Source organism: Rhodococcus sp. 05-2255-3B1 (assembly GCF_002258545.1).
Lineage (GTDB): Bacteria > Actinomycetota > Actinomycetes > Mycobacteriales > Mycobacteriaceae > Rhodococcoides.
Genome location: NZ_NOZC01000036.1, coordinates 564,564 through 585,851, shown reverse-complemented (window position 1 = coordinate 585,851; position 21,288 = coordinate 564,564). Strand labels below are relative to the sequence as shown.

Here is a 21,288-nt window from a genome sequence, read left to right as displayed (position 1 = left end):
CCAGCAGCGCCGATCACACGCCGAGGACGGCCTTGGCGATGAGGAAGTAGACGATCAATCCCGTCGCGTCGCAGAAGGTGGAGATGAAGGGTGTCGAGAAGACCGCCGGGTCGACACCGATCTTCCTGGCGATCAGCGGCATCGCTCCGCCGACAGTGGCTGCGAGTGTGCAGATCGACAACAGCGTCGTACCGATGACGAGCCCGAGGTGCCAGTCGTAGACGAGTCCTGCGATCACGAAGCCGAGGGTGCCGAGCATCGCACCCATCGTCGCTCCGACCCGAATCTCGCGAAACAGCACCGCGGCTATGTCTCGCGGTCGCACGTCACCGAGCGCGAGTGCCCGCGTGACGGTGGTCGCGGCCTGCGAGCCGGTGTTGCCGCCGGTTCCGGTCAGCAGCGGAATGAACAGCGCGAGAGTGACGACGGCGGCGAGCGCGTGCTCGAAGATCTCGAGCACCTGCACCGTGAGGATTGCCGACAGCGCCAGCACCAGCAACCACACCACGCGGGAGCGAACGATGGACAGCACAGGCGTCGACAGATACGGCCTGCGCAGCGGCTCCGAGCCGCCGGCGCGGGCAGCGTCCTCATCCTCGGCTTCTTCCAGGATTCGTGACGACTGCTCGAGGGTGAGAATGCCGATCAGCCGTTGCTCTGAATCGACCACGACCACTGCAGGACTGCGGTGCTCGAAGCACAGTCGGGCAGCTTCCTCCGCCGACGAATCGGCCTTGACCACCGGATGATCCGAGTACAGCTTGCCGACGGGAGTGGTCGGTGCCGCAGTCGCCAGGTCGGCGAGGGTCACCACCCCCAGCAGAGTTCGGTGATCGTCGGTGATCGGTAACAGGTACACCGACTCGGCGTCCGAGCCGGTGCGTCGCACGGCATCGAGTGCGTCGGCAGTGGTCGCGGCACTGCGCAGCCGAACGAACTCCGGGCTCATGCGGCGACCGACCGACCCGCGCTCGTACCCCAGCATGGGGGCGGTGAGCGCGCGCTCGTCGGGAGACAGGCCAACCAACAGTCGATGTGCCACGTTGGAGGGGAGTTCGTCGAGCAGTTCGACACGGTCGTCGGGGTCGAGATCCTCGAACAGAGCGATCACATCGTCACTGCGAAGACTCTCGAACAACTCGCCGCGAACGGTGGCGTCGAACCGCTCGAAGACCGTGACCGCTTCGTCCTTCGGCAGCAGACGAAACAACACCGCTCGTCGAGACGAGTCGACCCGCTCGAGCATGCGCACCGCATCGGTGGTCGACAGCTCGGCCATCAGAGTGGACAGGGCGGCCATGTCGCGGTCGGTCAGCAGATCGGACGTACGGGTCATGATGTCGTCGAGAGTTTCGGGCACGGAACCATTTTGCCTTGCGTACGAGCGGTGGACTCGAACACCTCAGCGCGAGAGGTCCGCTCGATCCGCCGCAGCCTGCCCCGAATCCCAGCCCTCGGCGTCCAGGCGGGGGCCGCGCATCGGCTTCGCCGTCGGGAACAGTCGATCGAACTCGGCTTCGACGGCGACGGTCTGCGCGGCGAGAATCGGTAGCAGATCACCTGATTCGTGACGAGCCACTTCGAGTGCGAGCGCGTCGGCATCGGTGAGGCGGTCTCCGATGCGGACGGCATAGGCGTACAGAAACGCCTTGCCGAACGCCGCCGATCCGGCTTTCTTGCGCTTCTTCGCCTGCGGTGAATGCCCGAGGGCGCGCGTTGCCTGAACCAGCAGCGAGGTGAACAGCAACTCGGTCTGTTCCACGTCCACCGGAGCCCCGACCAGGGTTGCGACGGCGAACTCCGGATCCCAGATCGCCTTGACGCGGTTGGCGGTTGCGACGACGTGCAGCAGTTGCGCCTTGGCGGGCGCATGGGGGCCGTCGACATGTACCCGTCGGCCGTGAATGTCGATGTGGCCCTGAGAGAGCAGCATGGTGTCGATGGAGTAGCGCGTCATCAACTCCTGCGCCTTGGCCGTCAGTGTCTCGGCCTCCTCCTCGAAATCCGTGGCGTCGGCCTTGGCCAGCAGTCCGCGAATCTTGCTCAGCATCTTGGTGTTCGGTGAGTCGGTGCCGGCGACACCGGTCACCGTGGGACGAGTGCGCGGCCATTGGGACGGCTTGGGGCCGAGTTGAGGCCACCGGGGCAGCGTCTGCCATCGGCCGAGCAGGGTGAGCACGTCGAGCCACTGATCACTGGCTGCGATGTAATCGGACTTACCCGAGGAGGCCAGGTACGCGGTCAGGAAATCGGGCGTGGCCTCCACCCGCGCCGCAACCTTGGGGAACTGCTCACAGATCGTGGACATCTGATCCACCCAGTCCTGCGGGGCCCGTGCATCGGCGTCGGTGAGGTCGGCCTGATGCAGCAGCACCGCGGCAGCGAGATCGGCGACGGCCACCGTGTGCTGACGCCGCACGACATGCACCAGATCCATGGGCTGCCAGCCGTTTTCGTACATCGCCTCGATCATGTTCGTCAGCGCCCGAGAGCCGATTTCGGTCGCGTCCATCGACACCAGCCGATCCGCGACGTCGTCGGCGACGCGCTGGCTCCTGGTCTTGCCGACCGATGCGTCGGCACCGAGGCGGAGCAGTCCCGGAATGTCGTTCATTCGGTGAGCACGATCAATTCGGTGCTCGACGCCACTTCGACCCGAAGGCCGGCCTTGGATGCAACGCGCGCAACAGCTTTCACGTCCTTCGGCTCGGCGGTGGTCAGGGTCAATGCGCGTGCCAGCAGACCCTTGTGATGCTTGTTGAAGTGGCTCACCACCGATCGGCTGCCGTCGGGCTTCTCGGTGAGCACCGTTGCGGTGATCGCGCCCGGGACGGGACCTAGTTGCTGATAGGTGCCCGATCGCAGGTCGACGACGATCCCCTCGTCCTCGGCGTCGATGGCATCGGAGAGTTCGGGCTTCCAATGTGATCGCAGCGTTCCGAAATTCGGAACGGTCGAGCCACCGGAGAGACGGTAGGACGGAATCGGATCGGAGGCACGGACGGCCCCGAACAGTGCCGAGCCGATCCACAGCCTCGCGTTCGCTCTGGCCCGACCGGCACGGGTGAACGACGCCGCGTCGAGGGCGTCGTAGAGCACGCCGGTGTACCGCTGCAGCGCAGGGGTGGTGGGTGAGGTCCACAACCGGGCGTTGCGTTCGATCTCGTCGACCTGAGTGGGGCCGAGGCCGAGCGCCGTGATCGATGCGTCGACGTCGCTGGACAGTTCCACCAGCGCGTCGGCGAGCTTTCGGCGAAGCGGCGTCAGCGAGGGCAACGACAGGCGGTCCAGATCGAGGGGTGCTCCGGAACCGCCGTCGGACTTCGTCTCGGAGGGAGGCAGCAGAATCAGCACGGGCTCGAGGCTACTCACTGCACGGCCGCCTGCTCACAGGCACTGCGTGAGCGACTAGTCTGACAACCTGTGATCACCCGTCTTTCGCAGTTGTTCCTTCGTACCCTTCGCGACGACCCGGCCGACGCCGAGGTCGACAGTCACAAGTTGTTGGTCCGCGCCGGTTACGTCCGCCGTATCGCGCCGGGCGTCTACTCCTGGTTGCCGCTGGGTCTGCGGGTGCTTCGGCAGGTCGAGCGTGTTGTGCGCGAGGAGATGAACGCCATCGGTGCGCAGGAGATATCCCTGCCCGCACTGCTGCCGCGCGAGCCGTACGAGACCACCAATCGGTGGACCGAATACGGCGACGCCCTGTTCCGGTTGCAGGATCGCAAGGGCAACGACATGCTGCTCGGCCCCACGCACGAGGAACTGTTCGCGCTGACGGTCAAGGCCGAGTACAACTCGTACAAGGACCTGCCGGTCACGCTCTACCAGGTTCAGACCAAGTACCGCGACGAAGAGCGTCCCCGCGCCGGCATTCTGCGTGGCCGCGAGTTCGTGATGAAGGACTCGTACTCCTTCGACATGGACGAGGACGGACTGAAGAAGTCCTACGCCGCCCACCGTGAGGCGTACCAGCGCATCTTCGCCCGCCTCGGGGTCAGCTACGTCATCGTCGCCGCGACGTCCGGTGCCATGGGAGGCAGCGCCTCCGAGGAATTCCTGGCCGAGAGCGACATCGGTGAGGACACCTACGTGCGCTGCATCGAGTCGGGATACGCGGCAAATGTCGAGGCCGTCACCACGCCGGCACCTGCGCCGCTGCCGATCGAAGGGCAGCCCGCTGCCGTCGATCACGAGACCGGCGACACCCCCACCATCGCGACCCTGGTGGAGTGGGCCAACTCGGCAGATCTCGGACGCACCGTCACCGGCGCGGACACACTCAAGAACATCCTGCTCAAGGTGCGGGGCGCCGAAGGGGAGTGGGAACTGCTCGCCATCGGCCTGCCCGGTGACCGCGAGGTGGACGAGAAGCGCCTCGAAGCGTCACTCGAGCCTGCCGAATTCGCTCTGCTCACCGACGCGGACTTCGCGGCCAATCCGTTCCTCGTCAAGGGGTACATCGGGCCTCGTGCGTTGCAGGCCAACGGAGTTCGATACCTCGTCGATCCCCGGGTGGTCGACGGCACGTCGTGGATCACCGGCGCGGACGTCAAGGGCAAGCACGTGGTCAACCTCGTCGCCGGTCGCGATTTCGTTCCCGACGGCACCATCGAAGCAGCCGAGGTGCGTGACGGCGACATGTCTCCCGACGGTCGTGGACCGCTCGTCAGTGCTCGCGGAATCGAGATCGGACACATCTTCCAGCTCGGCTACAAGTACACCGATGCGTTCTCTGTCGACGTCCTCGGTGAGACCGGCAAGCCGGTTCGCCTGACTCAGGGTTCCTACGGCGTCGGCGTCTCGCGTCTGGTCGCCGTGATCGCCGAGCAGATGCACGACGACAAGGGTCTGCGGTGGCCGTCGGAGGTTGCACCTGCCGATGTCCACCTGGTGATCGCGAACAAGGACGACGCTGCGCGAGCGGGTGCGGAATCCATTGCGACACAACTCGATTCCCAGGGCATCGAGGTGCTGTTCGACGATCGCAAGGCCTCGCCCGGAGTGAAGTTCAAGGACTCGGAACTGATCGGTGTTCCGCTGGTGGTCGTTCTCGGCCGGGGTTGGGCCGACGGCAAGGTCGAGATCCGTGATCGCTTCACCGGTGAGAGTCGCGAACTCGACATCGACTCGGCGGTCGAGGGGATCGTCGAGGCCGTGCGGCGCACGCCGTAGGACAGTCTCGCGATCTTTCTGCGCGGTCGGTTACCCGCTGGTAGCTTCGGGTCACCGACTAGGAGAGGTCACACCGTGGCTCAGTATTCGCTGTTCGATCCGACAACGTTCGATCCGGCCGAACTGGACGAGGAATCTCGCCGACAACTGCGCGCACTGATCGAGTGGTTCGAAAGTCGCGGCAAGGGCAGACTCCTGGCCGACGATCTGGACAGCGTCTGGCCGGCCGACTTTCTCGAATTCGTCGCCGAGAAGAAGCTGTTCGCGACCTTCTCCACGCCCGCCGCGTACGCGGAGGGATCGCCGAACACGCGGTGGGACGCTGCACGCAACGCTGCCCTGAGCGAGGTTCTCGGGTTCTACGGACTGGCCTACTGGTACACCTGGCAGGTCACCGTGCTGGGTCTGGGCCCCATCTGGATGAGTGCCAACGACGACGCCAAACGCCGCGCCGCACGCGAGCTGGACCGCGGCGGTGTGATGGCGTTCGGACTGTCCGAGCGCGCACACGGAGCCGATGTCTACTCCACGGACATGCTGTTGACGCCCGCGTCCGAGGATTCCGAGCTCGAGTTCACCGCGTCGGGGGAGAAGTACTACATCGGAAACGGCAACGTTGCGGGCATGGTCTCGGTGTTCGGCCGACGCACCGACGTGGACGGACCCGATTCGTACGTGTTCTTCGTGGCCGACAGCTCGCATCCGGCCTACCGGCTTCGCGAGAGCGTCGTCCACGGGCAGATGTACGTCAGCACGTTCGCGCTCGAGAACTACCCCGTCCGGCAGCAGGACATCCTGCACACCGGTTCCGATGCGTTCTCGGCCGCGCTGAACACGGTCAACGTCGGCAAATTCAACCTCTGCACCGGCTCCATCGGCATCTGCGAGCACGCGTTCTACGAGGCGATCACGCACGCGAACAACCGAATTCTGTACGGCAATCGCGTCACCGACTTCCCGCACGTGCGCAGCGCATTCGTCGACGGCTACTCGCGTCTGATCGCCATGAAGCTGTTCAGTGCTCGGGCGCTGGACTACTTCCGCGGCGCGGGAGCCGAGGATCGGCGCTACCTCCTGTTCAATCCGATGACCAAGGCCAAGGTCACCTCGGAGGGCGAAACGGTCGTCCGTCTGTTGCACGACGTGATCGCGGCCAAGGGGTACGAGAAGAACACCTACTTCCGTGAGGCAGCCCAGTTGATCGGAACACTTCCCAAACTCGAGGGCACCGTGCACGTCAACGTCGCCCTGATGCTCAAGTTCATGCCTGCCTACATGTTCTCGCCCACCGACTACCCCGATGTCGGCACTCGGACCGAGCCGGTGGACGACAGCTTCTTCTTCGCTCAGGGCCCGGCAAGGGGTGCGAGTTCGGTGCGGTTCCACGACTGGAATCCGGTGTACCGGAAGCACTCCGGTATCCCCAATGTCGGACGGTTCTACGAGCAGGCGCAGGCGTTCAGGGCGTTTCTCGCCGAGTGCGCGCCCGACGAAGCGCAGCAGAAGGACCTCGACTTCCTGCTCGTGGTCGGCCACCTGTTCTCGCTCGTCGTCTACGGTCACCTTCTGCTCGAGCAGGCCGACGAGATCTCGACCGAGATCATGGACCAGATCTTCGATTTCCAGATCAGGGACTTCTCCGGTTACGCCGTCGCGCTGTACGGGAAGCCGTCGTCGACTGCTGCACAACAACAGTGGGCTCTGGATGCGATTCGCAAGCCGGTGGTCGACGAAGGCCGTTTCGAGACGGTCTGGAACGAGGTCGTCTCGTACGACGGTCGGTACGAGATGCGTCCCTGATCGTCACAGCGCTCCGGGATCGGTCGGAACGAGCTTCGTCCCGAACGCGCACATCGTCATCTCGTGCAGTCCGGCGCTGTCCTCGGGATGCTCCGGTGCCTGCATCGACATCAGGACGTTGAGCAGCATTCCGTGCGCGATGAACGCTCGTGCTTGATCTTCCGAACAGCCCGTTCCGTTGCGGATCTGGCTGTAGATCGCGCCCATTCCTTCTCGGGCCTGCCGGCCGATCTCGGGTACCGCCCCTGCGCCGAACCCGTGCATCATGACCATCAACAGGTCGCGATCGGCCACCAGGTCGGCGTAGGCACCCCCGAGGTCGGCCCAGGTCCGGTCGTCGGTCGGGTCGAGAGGGCCCGAAGCCAGGACTCGGTCGAACGCCGTCATGATGCCGTCGATGGAGCGTTGGAACACGAGCCGGAACAATTCGACCTTGGTTCCGAACATACGGACCACGTACGGCTGCGATACGCCGGCCAGTTTCGCCACTGCGTCGGTACTCGTTCCGGCGTAACCCCCGCGTGCGAACGCCTGTGTCGCGGCGTCGAGGACGAGTTCGCGGCGGTCGGCCGCGTCCATCCGGGTGGCTCTGGGCTTGGCGATCGAGGCGTCGGACATGTTGACAGGTTATCAGTCGATAACTTACGGTCTGGATTAAGTAATCATTCGATGCTTACAAGCTCCGAGACGGGACGTCCACCATGACCGCCACAACCTCTCCGCCTGCAGTGCAACCGGCCACTCGGAACGTTCCGGTGTGGCTCGGCATCGTCGCAGCATCCCTGCCGATGTTCATGGCAACGCTCGACAATCTCGTGATGACCAGTGCACTCCCGGTCATCCAGCAGGATCTGAACGCCTCTGTCGGACAACTGCAGTGGTTCCTCAACGCGTACACCCTCAGCTTCGCGACGTTCATGCTCACAGCGGCGACGCTCGGTGACCGATGGGGCAGACGCGCGGTGTTCCTCGGCGGAATCGCCGTCTTCACCGCCGCCTCCGTTGCCAGCGCGCTCGCCACGACTCCAGCGATGCTCATCGCGGCACGCGCAGTACAAGGAATCGGTGCTGCCGCGATCATGCCCTTGTCCCTGGCCCTGCTCGCCGCGGTCGTGCCGGTGGGCAAGCGTGCGATGGCAATCGGTATCTGGGGAGGAGTCTCCGGCCTCGGCGTCGCACTGGGGCCGGTGGTCGGCGGAGCCGTCGTCGACGGGATCTCATGGCAGGCGATCTTCTGGATCAACGTACCGGTGGCACTCGTCGCAATACCGCTGGCGTACATCGCGCTGAAGGAAACCGCAGGGCGCAGCCGACCGCTCGATCTGCTCGGCGTGCTGCTCTCGGGCGGCGGAGTCTTCCTCCTGATCTGGGCGGTGGTGCACGGCAACGACGACGGGTGGGCGTCGGCGTCGGTGCTCGCCGGCTTCATCGGCTCGGCGGTACTGCTCGTGGCCTTCGTCCTGCGTGCCTCGCGCACCCGATACTCGGTGCTGCCCCTTGCCCTGTTCCGTTCGCGAAGCTTCACCATCGCCAACATCATCGGAATCATGTTCTCGCTCGGCATGTTCGGCGCGGTGTTCCTCCTCGCGCAGTACCTGCAGATCGTCATGAACTACACGCCGTTCCAGGCCGGACTACGCACCCTGCCGTGGACTGCCGCACCGATGGTGGTCGCACCGATCGCCGGTCTGCTCGCCGAGCGCGTCGGGCTGCGCGGACTACTGGTCGGCGGCCTGGCGCTGCAGTCGGTCTCGCTCGTGTGGATGGCGCTGATTCTGGGACCCGATACCGAGTACCCGGCGATGGTCCCGGCGTTGCTGATGGCCGGAGTGGGCATGGGACTGACGTTCGCTCCGTCCGCCACGGCGGTGCTGCGCGATATGAAGGACGACGATCACGCCACCGCGAGCAGCGCGAACTCCACCGTGCGGGAGGTGGGTATCGCGCTCGGCATCGCGGTGCTGACTGCGGTGTTCATCGGAGCGGGTGGATCACTGACGCCCACCGGTTACACCGACGCCCTGGCACCGGCACTGCTGGTCGGTGCAGGGGCAGTGGCGATCGGACTCGTGGCGGCGCTGTTCATGCCGGGACGTTCCGCCGGACCGGCAGGCGCGATCACGGTTGGCCGGGAAATGCCGTCGACGACGGACTGACGCCCAGAATCTGCTGCCACGTCGCGAGGCGAACCGCGGCGTCGGTCAGTGCCTGCACTGCCATGTCGCGGGTCGCTCCCGACCGGCTGCGTTCGATGGACGAACGCCACGCGATGCTCGTGTCGATCTCCGCCTGCGCGGCCAACTGCGCAGCCGAGATCGCGTCGGTCACCGGGAACGGGGACGCGTACGCCGGATCGGGCAGTGGCACAGTGACGCTCGCCGCCCGGAGCGCATCGATGGTCGCGTCTCGGCGCGCGCGGTGAGCGGCAGTGTTCGACGCCACCAGCTCGGCGCGCGTCGGGTTGGAGAACGCCGCGACGACGCCGTAGGCGAACACCGCCGCGTACTCCGCGTGCAGGGCATCGACCAGGCCTTGCTGTTCCGGACCGAGATCGCTCATGCCAGAACCACCAGGGCCGAGACGGTGCACGAGGCGCTGATCGATCCGAGAAGGCCTGCCCGGTAACCACTTTCGTTGCGAGCCGCATCCGCTGCGCTGCGAGCGGACGCAGTCAACATCTCCCGTACGGCGGCCAGATCGGGCGGCGGCGTCGTGGGAGCCGGTGTGGTGGTGGCCGTGACCGACGACGTGTCGGTCGAGGTGCCGGTGGCGCGGGCGATCTCGGTGTCGAGCGCATCGGCGTGTTCGGTCCGCTGCGCCGCAACGATTCCGAGTGCGGCCGCGTAGTCGGCGATCACGGCCGCGGCCGCGGTCGCATCGGCGGCATCGACTCGGGCTGCGCGCAACTGCGCGGTCAGGGTATCGAGGGCAGGACCCGAGATCTCTTCTCTGCCGCAGGCCACCATCGTGGAAACGGTGGTCGCCGACAGTACGGCGGCACCGGCGAGTCGGAACAACCCGCGGCGACTGAGCGCGAAGGGGACGGTCGGCGTTGGCACTCCGATATCGTGCCAGACCGCAGCGCCGGCACGCGCCGTGCCCGTGCGTCGCGTCGACCGATCGTGGTCACGAGCAGTGCCTGCGGGGCGGTAGGCTGTTGGTTCACCAAACGCAGTCCGGCTGCCGCACGCCGGATCGCCCACAACTACACACGAGGAGTTCGCGACATGCCTGTTCCGTCCAAGGAAAGGGTTGTCGAACTGCTCGCCGACCTCGTTCGGGAACGGGGTTACGACCTCGAAGACGTGAACGTCGTCGCCGCAGGAAAACACAGCGCAGTGCGGATCATGGTCGATCGCGAAGAGGGAATCGACCTCGACGCGCTCCCGGAACTGAGCCGCGAGATCTCGGACGCCTTCGATGCCGTGACCGATTTCGGGGAAGCCCCGTACACGCTGGAAGTCACCACCCCCGGAATCGACCGCCCGCTGACCGAGGCTCGGCATTGGCGTCGGGCCCGCGGACGCAAGGTGCGTATCGAGCTCGGCGACGGCAAGTTCGACGGTCGCGTGGGCGTGCTCGACGGTGATTCGGTCACCGTGGTGACCAAGGAGAAGGGTGTGCTGGCGACTCGCTCCGTTGCACTGTCCGATGTAGTGAAAGCTGTTGTACAGGTGGAGTTCTCGCGGCCGAGTGCCGAAGAGATGGACCTGGCGGGTGGTGTGGTCGGAGGTCGGCCGTCACCCGCGAACACCGATGAGATCGTGGACGTGGAAGCACCGGAAGAAGGGTCGGACAAGTGAATATCGACATTGCCGCATTGCGTGCCATCGAGGCGGACAAGGGAATTCCGATCGAGATGGTGATCTCGACGATTCAGACCGCGTTGCTGACGGCCTACCGGCACACCGAGGGGCACCAGTCCAACGCGTGGATCGACGTCGATCGCAAGACCGGTTCCGTTCGAGTGATGGCCAAGGAAATCGACGCCGACGGCAATGTGATCTCCGAGTGGGACGACACCCCGGAAGGCTTCGGACGCATCGCGGCGACCACGGCGCGTCAGGTCATCCTGCAGCGCCTGCGCGACGCCGAGCACGAGCGGTCGTTCGGTGAGTACGCCACACACGAGGGCGAGATCGTCAACGGCGTCATCCAGCGCGACACGCGCGCCAACGCCAAGGGCACCGTCATCGTCCGCATCGGCAGTGACGCCAACGGAGCCGACGGCCTCCTGCCGCCTGCCGAGCAGGTGCCGGGTGAAAGCTACGAGCACGGCGAACGAATCAAGTGCTACGTCGTCGGAGTCGCCCGAGGTAATCGGGGTCCGCAGATCACGTTGTCGCGCACCCATCCGAATCTTGTGCGCAAGCTGTTCGCCCTCGAGGTGCCCGAGATCGCCGACGGTTCGGTCGACATCGTCGCAGTGGCCCGCGAGTCGGGGCACCGCTCGAAGATCGCCGTTGCCTCCACCGTGTCCGGTCTCAACGCCAAAGGCGCGTGCATCGGGCCGATGGGACAGCGCGTGCGCAACGTGATGAGCGAACTTGCCGGCGAGAAGATCGACATCATCGATTTCGACGAGGATCCGGCCACGTTCGTCGGGAATGCACTGTCCCCGTCGAAGGTTGTCTCTGTGACGGTCGTCGACGCGGTTGCTCGCGCGGCCCGGGTCGTGGTTCCCGAGTACCAGCTTTCTCTGGCCATCGGCAAGGAAGGGCAGAACGCTCGACTGGCCGCTCGATTGACCGGCTGGCGCATCGACATCCGCAGCGATGCGGCGGCACCCGAGACGACCAGCGCATAGGGCCGGAATGCGGAGTTCGGGGCAATACAGCGGTAGAGTGGTCGATGGTTCGGTAACGACCTCTCGGCCCAGAGGCATGAACGCGAGTATCCGGTGGTGACAAGCCGGCCGATTCGTACATGCGTCGGGTGCAGGGAGCGACTGCCGGCCGCCGATCTGTTGAGGATCGTGGTTCGAGAAGCTGGTTCGCACGAATTCGCTCTCGTCCCCGACGTCCGGCATTCGATGTCCGGCCGTGGTGCGTGGTTGCACTACAGCCGAGAATGCCTGCACAATGCGGAACGACGCCGAGTCTTCGGACGTGCGTTTCGGATATCGGGAAATGTGGACTCGTCCGCAGTGACAGTCGTGCTCGACGAGTACGAGCAGCTGCAGGCCGAGAACACGACAAGAGCAACACCCGTCGACAAGAACAGGCAACAGCACTGATGAGCACACCGTGAAGCACCAACGATGAACGTCCATCGGAGATAACCCGAGGTCGTGCGGGCACCAAGCCTCGCTCGGCCTCTCAGTGAGGAGAGCAGTGGCAGGCAAGGCCCGCGTGCACGAGTTGGCAAAAGAACTCGGTGTCACCAGTAAGGAACTACTCGCACGGCTCAAAGAGCAGGGCGAGTTCGTCAAGTCCGCATCATCCACAGTCGAAGCCCCAGTGGCACGTCGACTTCGTGAATCCTTCCCGTCCGACGGTGCGGACGCGTCCGCACCCGCCGCAGCTGCACCGAACGGTCGCGCAGCGGCCGATCGCGCTGCAGGCAGCACCGCGAAGCCGGGCGCAGCGAAACCGGGCGGACCCCGTCCCGGCCCCAAGCCGGCACCCCGTCCGGCAGAGCCGGAAGCACCCGCTGCGCAAGCTCCGGCGGAGGCAGCTCCCGCTGCGCCCGCAACTCCGGCAGCCGCACCGGCTCCGGCCCCGGCAGCGCCGACCCCTTCGCCCGCAGCGCCCGCCGCTCCGGTCGAGCAGGCTCCGGCCGCGTCGGCTGCGACCAGCGACGCTGCACCGGCCCCGGCCCCGGCAGCTCCCAAGCCAGCAGGTCCCGGCCCCAAGCCCGGCCCCAAGGCTCCGCGTGTCGGTAACAACCCGTACTCCTCGGCTCCCGTGGAGCGACCGGCTCCCCGTCCCGCACCCGGTGCTCCGCGCCCCGGTGGCGGACGGCCGGCTCCCGGACAGGGTGGACCCCGTCCCGCAACACCGTCCGGTGGCACTCGTCCGGCTCCCGGCCAGGGTGGGCCCCGTCCCGCACCGGGCCAGGCCGGACCTCGCCCGAGCCCGGGCTCGATGCCTCCTCGCCCCAACCCCGGTGCCATGCCGACCCGTTCGGCACGTCCCGGTCCCGCAGCAGGTCGTCCCGGTCGTCCCGGTGGCGCTCCGGGCGGACGTCCCGGCGGCGGCGGTGGTGGCGGTGGTTACCGCGGCGGCGGCGCTCCCGGTGCTCCCGGTGGTGCCCCCGCAGGCGGCGCTCCCGCAGGTGGTTTCCGCGGTCGTCCCGGCGGCGGTGGACGCCCCGGTCAGCGCGGCGCAGCAGCAGGTGCATTCGGTCGTCCCGGCGGAGCAGTTCGTCGTGGCCGCAAGTCGAAGCGGGCGAAACGCGCCGAGTACGAAAGCATGCAGGCTCCCGCAGTCGGCGGCGTCAGGCTGCCCCGCGGCAACGGTGAGACCATCCGTCTCGCCCGCGGCGCATCGCTGTCGGACTTCGCGGACAAGATCGACGCGAACCCGGCCGCACTCGTGCAGGCCCTGTTCAACCTCGGCGAGATGGTCACCGCGACGCAGTCCGTCAACGACGAGACGCTGGAGCTTCTCGGCGGCGAGATGAACTACGTCGTTCAGGTCGTCAGCCCCGAGGACGAGGATCGTGAGCTGCTCGACTCGTTCGACCTCACCTACGGCGAGGATGCCGGCGGCGAGGAAGACCTGGAACAGCGTCCCCCGGTCGTCACCGTCATGGGCCACGTCGATCACGGTAAGACGCGACTGCTGGACTCGATTCGTAACACGACGGTGCGCGAAGGCGAGGCAGGCGGAATCACGCAGCACATCGGTGCGTACCAGGTGCTGACCGAGCTCGAGGGCAACGAGCGTCTCGTGACGTTCATCGACACCCCCGGTCACGAGGCCTTCACGGCCATGCGTGCCCGTGGTGCCAAGGCCACCGACCTCGCGATCCTCGTGGTCGCAGCCGACGACGGCGTCATGCCGCAGACGGTGGAGGCCATCAACCACGCTCAGGCGGCCGACGTGCCGATCGTGGTCGCGGTGAACAAGATCGACAAGGAAGGCGCGAACCCGGACAAGATCCGGCAGCAGCTCACCGAATACGGTCTGGTCGCCGAGGAATACGGCGGCGAGACGATGTTCGTCGACATCTCCGCCAAGCAGGGCACCAACATCGATGCCCTCCTCGAAGCGGTGCTGCTGACGGCCGACGCGTCGCTCGATCTGCGCGCCAACCCGGACATGGACGCGCAGGGTGTCGCCATCGAGGCGCACCTCGACCGTGGTCGTGGCCCCGTCGCGACCGTGCTCATCGCTCGCGGAACGCTCCGGGTCGGTGACTCGATCGTCGCAGGCGACGCGTACGGACGCGTTCGTCGAATGGTCGACGAGCACGGCGAGGACGTCACCGAAGCGATGCCGTCCCGTCCGGTGCAGGTCATCGGCTTCACGTCGGTGCCCGGTGCAGGCGACAACCTGCTGGTCGTCGACGAGGATCGGATCGCCCGTCAGATCGCCGACCGTCGAAATGCGCGCAAGCGCAATGCCTTGGCAGCCAAGAGCCGCAAGCGCATCAGCCTCGACGATCTCGATGCAGCTCTGAAGGAGACCTCGCAGCTGAACTTGATCCTCAAGGGCGACAACTCGGGAACCGTGGAAGCACTCGAAGAGGCGCTGCTCGGTATCGAGATCGACGACGAGGTGGAGCTGCGCGTCATCGACCGCGGTGTCGGTGGCGTCACGGAGACCAACGTCAACCTGGCGTCGGCATCCAACGCGATCATCATCGGCTTCAACGTTCGAGCGGAGGGCAAGGCCACCGAGCTGGCCAACCGCGAAGGCGTCGACATCCGGTACTACTCGGTGATCTACCAGGCCATCGACGAGATCGAGAAGGCCCTCAAGGGCATGCTCAAGCCGGTGTACGAGGAGGTCGCCCTCGGGCAGGCCGAGATCCGCGCGCTGTTCCGTTCCTCCAAGGTCGGAAACATCGCCGGTTGCCTCGTCACCTCCGGTACGATCCGTCGCAACGCAAAGGCGCGGCTCATCCGAGACAGTGCAGTTGTCGCGGAAACCGTCACGATCTCCTCGCTCCGCCGCGAGAAGGACGACGCGACGGAGGTTCGTGAGGGATACGAGTGTGGTTTGACGGTGACGTACTCCGACATCAAGGTGGGCGATGTCATCGAGGCGTACGAACTCCGTGAAAAGCCGCGCGACTAGAACCGATGCGGAGCCGTTCGGCTCCGCATCCGGTCGCGTCGGCTCGGTGGTGAAGCCAGGGGAGTGACACTGCGCTCCGACTTTCGAGCCGGTGGTGGTACGACAGCTGTACCACCACCGGCTTTGTCGTCGAAGCTGATCGAAGGACGTCAGCGTGTATCTGGGTGCTTTGGAGTTGGACGTGTTGTTGGGGGACGTGCGTTCGCTCGCCGAGAAAAGGTCGATGGTCGAACCGGTCCTCGGTGATCTGCAACGGCTGGGAGTGTCGGCGGCCGAAACCGGTGAGCGAGAACGTATTCGGCGGTCCCTGCTGGGGATCGCTGCAGCCGGTACCGATGTAGATCTACTGCACGACAAACTGGACGAGTGCGAACGGCATGTCGCCGAACGCAACGATCTGGAACTGTTGGCGGTACGCCGGAGAATCTTCGGACCCGAGGATTGATCCGGTGCCGGTGCCGAGCACTGTTCGGCAGAGGTGAAGTGCACAACCGTCGGTACGTCGCGAGAATCGACGTCCGGCCATGAAAGAGGAGTGTGATTGTCGTGGTGGATCAGGCCAGGGCTCGTAAGTTGTCCAAGCGAATCGCCGCCATCGTTGCAACGGCGATCGATCACGAGATCAAGGATCCCCGGCTGGCGTTCGTGACCATCACCGATACCAAGGTGACCGCAGACCTGCACGACGCGACGGTGTACTACACCGTCATGGGTGAAGACCTCGATACTCCGCCCGACCTGCAGGCTGCCGCAGCAGGACTCGAGAAGGCCAAGGGCGTCCTGCGCTCGAAGGTCGGGGCAGGAACGGGTGTGCGGTACACGCCGACGTTGACGTTCGTGACCGACACGGTGCCCGACACCGCACGCCACATGGAAGACCTTCTCGAACGCGCCCGAGTGGCCGACGAGGAACTGGCCCGCGCCCGTGCGAACGCCAAGCCCGCAGGCGACCCCGACCCATACAAAGCCCCGCGCGAGCCTGCAGACGTCGAGCCCGCCGAAGCCGACTGACATGGCCGATGGTTCGGGGTCGGTGTCGGAGACCGACGGGGATCTGACCCGGGCGATCGAGATGCTCGAACGTGCATCCTCGGTGACCGTGCTGTGTCACGTTCAGCCCGATGCCGACACGATCGGCAGTGGGCTCGCGCTCGGTTCGGTACTCGAACGTCGCGGTGCGAGGGTCCAGGTGGCGTTCGCAGCTCCGTCGTCTCTGCCCGAGTCGATGGACGAGCTGCCGGGAAGGCACCTTCTCGTCGACGCCGACAAGGTCACGGACACCGTCGACCTGGTGGTCATCGTCGACGCCGGAAGTCGGGGCCGGCTGGGTTCGCTGGGCGCTCGGCTCGATTCCGCGTCGGCGAGCCTCGTGATCGATCATCACCGCAGCAACACCCGATTCGGCACGGTCAACGTGGTGGATGCCTCCGCGGAGTCGACCACCGCTGTGATCGCGCGGATGTTGGACCAGTGGGGTGTGGAGATCGACGCGGATCTGGCGCACCTGCTGTTCGCGGGCCTGGTCACCGACACCGGTTCGTTCCGGTGGGTTCGTCCCGGGTCGCACCTGCTGGCCGAACGACTGCTGGCGACGGGCATCGACGGCGCCCACATCGCTCGCAAACTGCTCGACACCCATCCGTTCGAGTGGCTCCCGATGCTCGGTTCGGTCCTGGGTTCGGCCTCGCTGATTCCCGATGCCGTCGACGGACGCGGGCTGGTGTACGCCGTGATTCGCAGCGAGGATTCGGCCGGGTTGCGCTCCGAGGAGATCGAGAGCGTGATCGACATCGTGCGCACCACCTCCGAAGCCGAGGTGGCCGCCGTGCTCAAGCAACAGGACTTCGGCTCGATCTGGGTGGTTTCCCTGCGCTCGAAGACCGAGGTCGACGTCTCGGCAGTGGCGTGCGAACTCGGCGGCGGCGGGCACCGCAATGCAGCCGGCTACACGGCGACCGGCGAATTGTCTGACGTGATCGAAGCGCTGCGCGGAGCCTTGTCCACGTCGTGAGCTCCACTCCGGTCACCGCTCGAAAGATTCTCGGCCTGTCGCTGCCCTCCCTCGGCGTCCTCGCCGCCGAACCTCTCTACCTGTTGTTCGACGCCGCCGTGATCGGCAGGCTGGGTGCCTTGGCCCTCGCGGGCCTGGCGATCGGCGGGCTCGTGCTGGCCCAGGTCAGCACCCAGCTGACCTTTCTGTCCTACGGCACGACCTCGCGCGCGGCTCGTATGCACGGTGCCGGTCGCGAACGTGATGCTGTCGGCGAGGGTGTGCAGGCAACCTGGTTGGCCTTCGCGATCGGTATCGCCATCGTCGCGGTGATGCAACTCGCGGCAGAGCCCGTGGTGTCGGTACTCACCGGAGGTGGCGACATCGCCGCCGAGGCTCTCGCGTGGCTACGGGTGGCTCTGCTCGGTGTGCCGTTCATCCTGGTGTCTCTGGCCGGAAACGGATGGATGCGCGGAGTCCAGAACACGGTGACCCCACTGCGTTTCGTCGTGTTCGGCTTCGGTGTGTCGGCAGTTCTGTGCCCACTGCTGGTTCATGGGCTGCTCGGATTCCCGCGTCTGGAGCTGGTGGGATCGGCCGTGGCCAACGTGATCGGGCAGGGCCTCGCCGGTGCGCTGTTCGTGTTCGCAGTCGTGCGAGCGAGCACCGAGTTGCGCCCGCGCTGGTCGGTGATGCGCGCGCAGCTGGTGTTGGGACGCGACCTGATCGTGCGCAGCCTGGCGTTCCAGGCCTGCTTCCTGTCTGCCGCCGCGGTCGCGTCGCGCTTCGGTGCGGCGTCGGTCGCCGCCAATCAGGTGGTCCTGCACATGTGGAACCTGGTGTCCCTGATGCTCGATTCCTTGGCGATTGCCGCTCAGACCCTGGTGGGTGCCGCCCTCGGCGCGAGCAGGACCGACGACGCGCGCGCACTCGCGTGGCGGCTGACCGCATGGTCGACGGTCTTCGCGGTCGTCCTCGCAGGCGTGTTCGCGGTCGGACGCTCGTTCGTCCCGGAGTTGTTCACCACCGACGCATCGGTCATCGACGAGATGCATGCGATCTGGTGGATCTTCGTGGCGATCATTCCCGTTGCGGGCGTGGTGTTCGCGCTGGACGGAGTGCTGCTCGGCAGTGGCGATGCTGCGTTTCTGCGGAACGCGACCATGGCGTGCGCCGTCGTGGGCTTTCTACCGTTCATCTGGTCGGCTCTGGTGTTCGACTGGGGGTTGGTCGGGATCTGGACCGGGCTCGGCGTCTTCGTCGGGCTACGCATGCTCGCCGTCGCGGGACGGGCGCTGTCCGGTAAGTGGTTGGTCGTCGGCAGCGACCGCCAACTACGCCACTGACCGTCGGTCAGGGCTGCGACGGCAACGCGGGGTGTAACGCCACCTCGTGGCTCTTGACGACGAAGAACACGCTGCGGCCGGGCTCGAGCCCGAGATCCGATACCGCAGCCGGGGTGATGTCGGCGGCCATGCCGGGGGAACCGTCGGGTTGCGGACGTGACCGAACACGAATGCCGGAGCCCTGCACCTCCATCTCCTCGATCACCACCTCGAACACGTTGCGGGGGCTTGCATGCGGTGGTGTCGGGTGTACCGACACAGCGGCGGGGGAGAACACCGCTACCAGTGGAGTGTCGGTGGCGTGCCGCCCGGAGCCGTGCACCGTCACTCCCCAGTCGGTGGTCAGGGACGTCGAGTCGTCGGCGTCGACGGCCCGTCCCGAGATCAGGTTCACCCCGGCGATGCGGGCACCGAATTCGCTGCGAGGGGCAGTGAGGACCTCGGTGACCGAGCCTCTCTCGACAACGCGCCCGCCGTCGACGACTGCGACGGAATCGGCGAGTGCAACGACGTCGAGCAGGTCGTGGGTCACGATCAAGGCCGTGCGGCCGCTCTTGCGCAACACCGTGCGCAGCACGCGCCGAATGCCCGGTGCCGTGTCGACATCCAGTGCCGCCAGGGGTTCGTCGAGCAGCAGCAGGTGTGGATCGGCCGCGAGAGCGCGCGCGATGGCGATCCGTTGGGCCTGGCCGCCGGACAACTGCGCAGGGCGGCGATCGGCCAGGTGGGAGGCTCCGACGGCGTCGAGCCAGGTATCGGCGACGGTTCGCGCGGTGGCGCGGTCCGCGCCGGCGCTGCGTGGTGCGAAGGCCACGTTCGTGCGAGCGTCCATGTGAGGAAACAGCAGAGCTTCCTGAGCGAGGGTCGCAACGCCTCGCGCATGAATCGGCACGGCGGTGTTCGAGGCGGTGTCGGTCAACACGTCCTCGCCCAGTCGGACGATTCCGTGGTCGGGTGCCACCACGCCCGAGACGAGTTGCAGCAGTGTCGATTTGCCCGCCCCGTTCGGCCCCAGAACAGCCACCGTCTCGCCCTCGCGGGCATCGAGTTCGAGATCGATGCCGCGGATACCGAGGGTGGCCCTCAGGTGTAGTGAACTCACAGCGTTCCCGACGATCGGGTGCCGCGTGCGGTGACGACAACGAGTGCCGCGACGAGAATCAGCACCAGCGACAGCGCCACCGCGGCATCGGGGTCGCTCTCGCGCTGCAGGTAGATTTCCAGCGGCAGCGTCCTGGTCACGCCTTCGAGAGAACCGGCGAAGGTCAACGTCGCGCCGAATTCTCCGAGTGCGCGGGCGAAGGCGAGGACTGTTCCGGACATCAGTCCGGGAAGAATCAGTGGAACGGTGACCCGCCGTAGGACGGTCGTGGGGGTGGCACCGAGGGTGGCAGCCACCACGTCGTATCGGTCGCCGGCCGTACGGAGGGCACCCTCGACGCCGACGACGAGGAAGGGGAGCGACACGAACACCTGCGCCAACACGACGGCCGAGGTGGTGAACGCTATTCGAATACCGAAGGCTTCGAGGTGCTCGCCCAACAGGCCTTGGCGTCCGAAGGTGTAGAGCAGCGCGATGCCGCCGACCACCGGGGGAAGAACCAAGGGCAGGACGACGAGAGAGCGAAGGATCGACAGCCCTCGAATCGAGCTGCGCGAGAGCACGATTGCCATCGGCACGCCCAGAAGCACGCACACTGCGGTGCTGGCCGTCGCTGTCTTCAGGCTCAGAACCAGTGCTGCGACGGCGGATTCGGAGGTGACGAGACCGAGAAAATTCGACCAGTCGATTCGGGTGAACATCGCGGCCAACGGCAACACGACGAGCAGGGCGCCCACGGCGGCCGGTGCGAATATCCACGGCGGTACCCCGACGGTCGGACGGCGTCCTGCCGATGGTTGCCCGCCGTCGACGGCTCTGGCGGTCACGGCGCCGCGAAACCGGCTCGACCGAGCACGTCTCGGCCGACGGGTCCGGTGACGAACTCGGTGAATGCGCGCGCTGTGTCGGGGTTGCCGGAACCCCGCAGTGTCGCGATCGGGTAGGTGTTGACGGCCTCGCTCGACTCCTCGAAGGGCACCGTGGTCACGGCTGCGCCTGCTCCGGCGGCGTCGGTGACGTAGACCAGTCCGGCATCGGCCTGCCCCGAGGTGACCTTGCCCAGTACGTCGGTGACCGAGGATTCCTCGCTCACGGCCGGGACGAGCGTGCCGGTTGCGGTCTCGACCGCGGCCGTCGCCGCACCGCAGGGCACCTGGGGCGCGCAGATCACGGTCAGAACATCGGGGTTCGCCAGATCGGCGAACGAGGCTATGCGGTTCGGGTTTCCGGGGGCGGTCACGATGGTCAGAGTGTTGGACGCGAAGTCGACGGGACTGCCGGCCACCAGATTCTCGTCGACCGTCGCGGTCATGTTCTTCGTATCCGCGGAGGCGAAGACGTCGGCGGGCGCGCCGGAGATCAGCTGTGCGGCCAGATCGGACGAACCCGCGAAACTGAACTCCACCGAGGTTCCGGGGTGTTCGGCCTCGAAGCGAGTACCGAGATCGGTGAACGTCGCGCGAAGCGAAGCTGCGGCGAAGACCGTGATCTCGCCTCCGACTGCGTGGGCGTCCGAGGCCACATCGGGCGTTGTCGAATCGGACTGCGAGCTGCATCCGACGAGCATCAGGGTGGCTGCAACCACGAGGGCGGATACCTGGCGCATTGTCTTCACGAACATCTCCTGCG

The 21,288-nt window shown here is 66.2% G+C and carries 20 protein-coding genes; 11 read left to right on the top strand and 9 right to left on the bottom strand.

The genetic code is table 11. The annotated features are described in order from the left end of the window. Nucleotides 1-13: 13 nt before the first annotated feature. The 3 genes from mgtE to yaaA are packed head-to-tail and all read right to left on the bottom strand — an operon-like array spanning nt 14 to nt 3,354. Nucleotides 14-1,360, bottom strand: a complete 1,347-nt coding sequence (mgtE, locus tag CH249_RS23550; RefSeq protein ID WP_094638050.1) for a magnesium transporter — start codon at nt 1,358-1,360, stop codon at nt 14-16. 42 nt (nt 1,361-1,402) lie between these two features. Continuing rightward, a complete protein-coding gene (locus CH249_RS23545; protein ID WP_094682848.1) occupies nt 1,403-2,614 on the bottom strand; it encodes a DUF2786 domain-containing protein in 1,212 nt (403 codons plus the stop codon). Next, nucleotides 2,611-3,354: a peroxide stress protein YaaA gene (gene yaaA, locus CH249_RS23540; RefSeq protein ID WP_094631764.1), complete on the bottom strand. Its 744-nt coding sequence runs from the start codon at nt 3,352-3,354 to the stop codon at nt 2,611-2,613. The genes CH249_RS23545 and yaaA overlap by 4 nt, the downstream gene beginning before the upstream one ends. Before the next feature lie 69 nt (nt 3,355-3,423). On the opposite strand from yaaA, the gene CH249_RS23535 reads away from it, so the two are divergent. Together CH249_RS23535 and CH249_RS23530 are read left to right on the top strand one after the other, a co-directional pair. Further along, nucleotides 3,424-5,175 carry a proline--tRNA ligase gene (locus CH249_RS23535; protein ID WP_094682847.1) on the top strand — a complete coding sequence of 584 codons (1,752 nt, stop codon included), beginning with the start codon at nt 3,424-3,426 and terminating at the stop codon, nt 5,173-5,175. A 75-nt stretch (nt 5,176-5,250) separates the two neighbouring features. Then, the gene (locus CH249_RS23530; RefSeq protein ID WP_094682846.1) at nt 5,251-6,975 is read left to right on the top strand and encodes an acyl-CoA dehydrogenase family protein; all 1,725 of its coding nucleotides are present in this window, start codon (nt 5,251-5,253) and stop codon (nt 6,973-6,975) included. A gap of 3 nt (nt 6,976-6,978) precedes the next feature. On the opposite strand, the gene CH249_RS23525 is transcribed toward CH249_RS23530, so the two are convergent. Further along, complete coding sequence (locus CH249_RS23525) at nt 6,979-7,593, bottom strand: TetR/AcrR family transcriptional regulator (RefSeq protein WP_032397832.1); 615 nt, start codon at nt 7,591-7,593, stop codon at nt 6,979-6,981. Between the two features lie 83 nt (nt 7,594-7,676). Here CH249_RS23525 and CH249_RS23520 point away from each other — a divergent pair, with 83 nt between their 5' ends. Beyond that, a complete protein-coding gene (locus CH249_RS23520) occupies nt 7,677-9,131 on the top strand; it encodes an MFS transporter (RefSeq protein WP_094682845.1) in 1,455 nt (484 codons plus the stop codon). Here the strand turns inward: CH249_RS23520 and CH249_RS23515 are convergent. Both CH249_RS23515 and CH249_RS23510 read right to left on the bottom strand, forming a co-directional pair. Then, nucleotides 9,094-9,534: a ferritin-like domain-containing protein gene (locus tag CH249_RS23515; RefSeq protein WP_094648082.1), complete on the bottom strand. Its 441-nt coding sequence runs from the start codon at nt 9,532-9,534 to the stop codon at nt 9,094-9,096. The two genes, CH249_RS23520 and CH249_RS23515, sit on opposite strands and share 38 nt — an antisense overlap. Next, a complete protein-coding gene (locus CH249_RS23510) occupies nt 9,531-10,034 on the bottom strand; it encodes a hypothetical protein (RefSeq protein WP_094682844.1) in 504 nt (167 codons plus the stop codon). The genes CH249_RS23515 and CH249_RS23510 overlap by 4 nt, the downstream gene beginning before the upstream one ends. A gap of 168 nt (nt 10,035-10,202) precedes the next feature. On the opposite strand from CH249_RS23510, the gene rimP reads away from it, so the two are divergent. From rimP to CH249_RS23470, 8 genes are all read left to right on the top strand, one after another. Next, nucleotides 10,203-10,778 (top strand): ribosome maturation factor RimP, encoded by a 576-nt coding sequence (rimP, locus tag CH249_RS23505; RefSeq protein ID WP_032398369.1) that lies wholly within the window; start codon nt 10,203-10,205, stop codon nt 10,776-10,778. Beyond that, the gene (nusA, locus tag CH249_RS23500; RefSeq protein WP_032397835.1) at nt 10,775-11,782 is read left to right on the top strand and encodes a transcription termination factor NusA; all 1,008 of its coding nucleotides are present in this window, start codon (nt 10,775-10,777) and stop codon (nt 11,780-11,782) included. The genes rimP and nusA overlap by 4 nt, the downstream gene beginning before the upstream one ends. 168 nt (nt 11,783-11,950) lie before the next feature. After that, nucleotides 11,951-12,211, top strand: coding sequence for a YlxR family protein (locus CH249_RS23495; RefSeq protein WP_373453528.1), 261 nt, complete (start codon nt 11,951-11,953; stop codon nt 12,209-12,211). Between the two features lie 97 nt (nt 12,212-12,308). Further along, nucleotides 12,309-15,221, top strand: coding sequence for a translation initiation factor IF-2 (gene infB, locus CH249_RS23490; RefSeq protein WP_094648080.1), 2,913 nt, complete (start codon nt 12,309-12,311; stop codon nt 15,219-15,221). A gap of 154 nt (nt 15,222-15,375) precedes the next feature. Further along, a complete protein-coding gene (locus CH249_RS23485; RefSeq protein WP_094648079.1) occupies nt 15,376-15,666 on the top strand; it encodes a DUF503 domain-containing protein in 291 nt (96 codons plus the stop codon). Between the two features lie 101 nt (nt 15,667-15,767). Beyond that, a complete protein-coding gene (gene rbfA, locus CH249_RS23480; RefSeq protein ID WP_032398371.1) occupies nt 15,768-16,232 on the top strand; it encodes a 30S ribosome-binding factor RbfA in 465 nt (154 codons plus the stop codon). Between the two features lies 1 nt (nt 16,233). After that, nucleotides 16,234-17,232 carry a bifunctional oligoribonuclease/PAP phosphatase NrnA gene (locus CH249_RS23475; RefSeq protein WP_094682843.1) on the top strand — a complete coding sequence of 333 codons (999 nt, stop codon included), beginning with the start codon at nt 16,234-16,236 and terminating at the stop codon, nt 17,230-17,232. Continuing rightward, nucleotides 17,229-18,557 (top strand): MATE family efflux transporter, encoded by a 1,329-nt coding sequence (locus CH249_RS23470; protein ID WP_094648077.1) that lies wholly within the window; start codon nt 17,229-17,231, stop codon nt 18,555-18,557. Before CH249_RS23475 ends, CH249_RS23470 begins: the two co-directional genes overlap by 4 nt. A gap of 7 nt (nt 18,558-18,564) precedes the next feature. On the opposite strand, the gene CH249_RS23465 is transcribed toward CH249_RS23470, so the two are convergent. Genes CH249_RS23465 through modA form a run of 3 tightly spaced genes read right to left on the bottom strand, consistent with a single transcriptional unit; the run spans nt 18,565 to nt 21,280 of the window. After that, complete coding sequence (locus CH249_RS23465; protein ID WP_094648076.1) at nt 18,565-19,659, bottom strand: sulfate/molybdate ABC transporter ATP-binding protein; 1,095 nt, start codon at nt 19,657-19,659, stop codon at nt 18,565-18,567. After that, on the bottom strand, nt 19,656-20,486 hold the full coding sequence (locus CH249_RS23460; protein ID WP_045195519.1) for an ABC transporter permease: 831 nt from the start codon (nt 20,484-20,486) through the stop codon (nt 19,656-19,658). The genes CH249_RS23465 and CH249_RS23460 overlap by 4 nt, the downstream gene beginning before the upstream one ends. After that, a complete protein-coding gene (gene modA / locus CH249_RS23455) occupies nt 20,483-21,280 on the bottom strand; it encodes a molybdate ABC transporter substrate-binding protein (protein WP_373453527.1) in 798 nt (265 codons plus the stop codon). Before modA ends, CH249_RS23460 begins: the two co-directional genes overlap by 4 nt. Nucleotides 21,281-21,288: the final 8 nt, after the last annotated feature.

Excerpts from the sequence above, each read along its gene's own strand:
- CH249_RS23515 (WP_094648082.1), bottom strand. The coding sequence starts at position 9,534 with ATGAGCGATCTCGGTCCGGAACAGCAAGGCCTGGTCGATGCCCTGCAC.
- modA (WP_373453527.1), bottom strand. The coding sequence starts at position 21,280 with ATGTTCGTGAAGACAATGCGCCAGGTATCCGCCCTCGTGGTTGCAGCC.
- CH249_RS23525 (WP_032397832.1), bottom strand. The coding sequence starts at position 7,593 with ATGTCCGACGCCTCGATCGCCAAGCCCAGAGCCACCCGGATGGACGCG.
- CH249_RS23520 (WP_094682845.1), top strand. The coding sequence starts at position 7,677 with ATGACCGCCACAACCTCTCCGCCTGCAGTGCAACCGGCCACTCGGAAC.
- CH249_RS23475 (WP_094682843.1), top strand. The coding sequence starts at position 16,234 with ATGGCCGATGGTTCGGGGTCGGTGTCGGAGACCGACGGGGATCTGACC.
- CH249_RS23545 (WP_094682848.1), bottom strand. The coding sequence starts at position 2,614 with ATGAACGACATTCCGGGACTGCTCCGCCTCGGTGCCGACGCATCGGTC.
- rimP (WP_032398369.1), top strand. The coding sequence starts at position 10,203 with ATGCCTGTTCCGTCCAAGGAAAGGGTTGTCGAACTGCTCGCCGACCTC.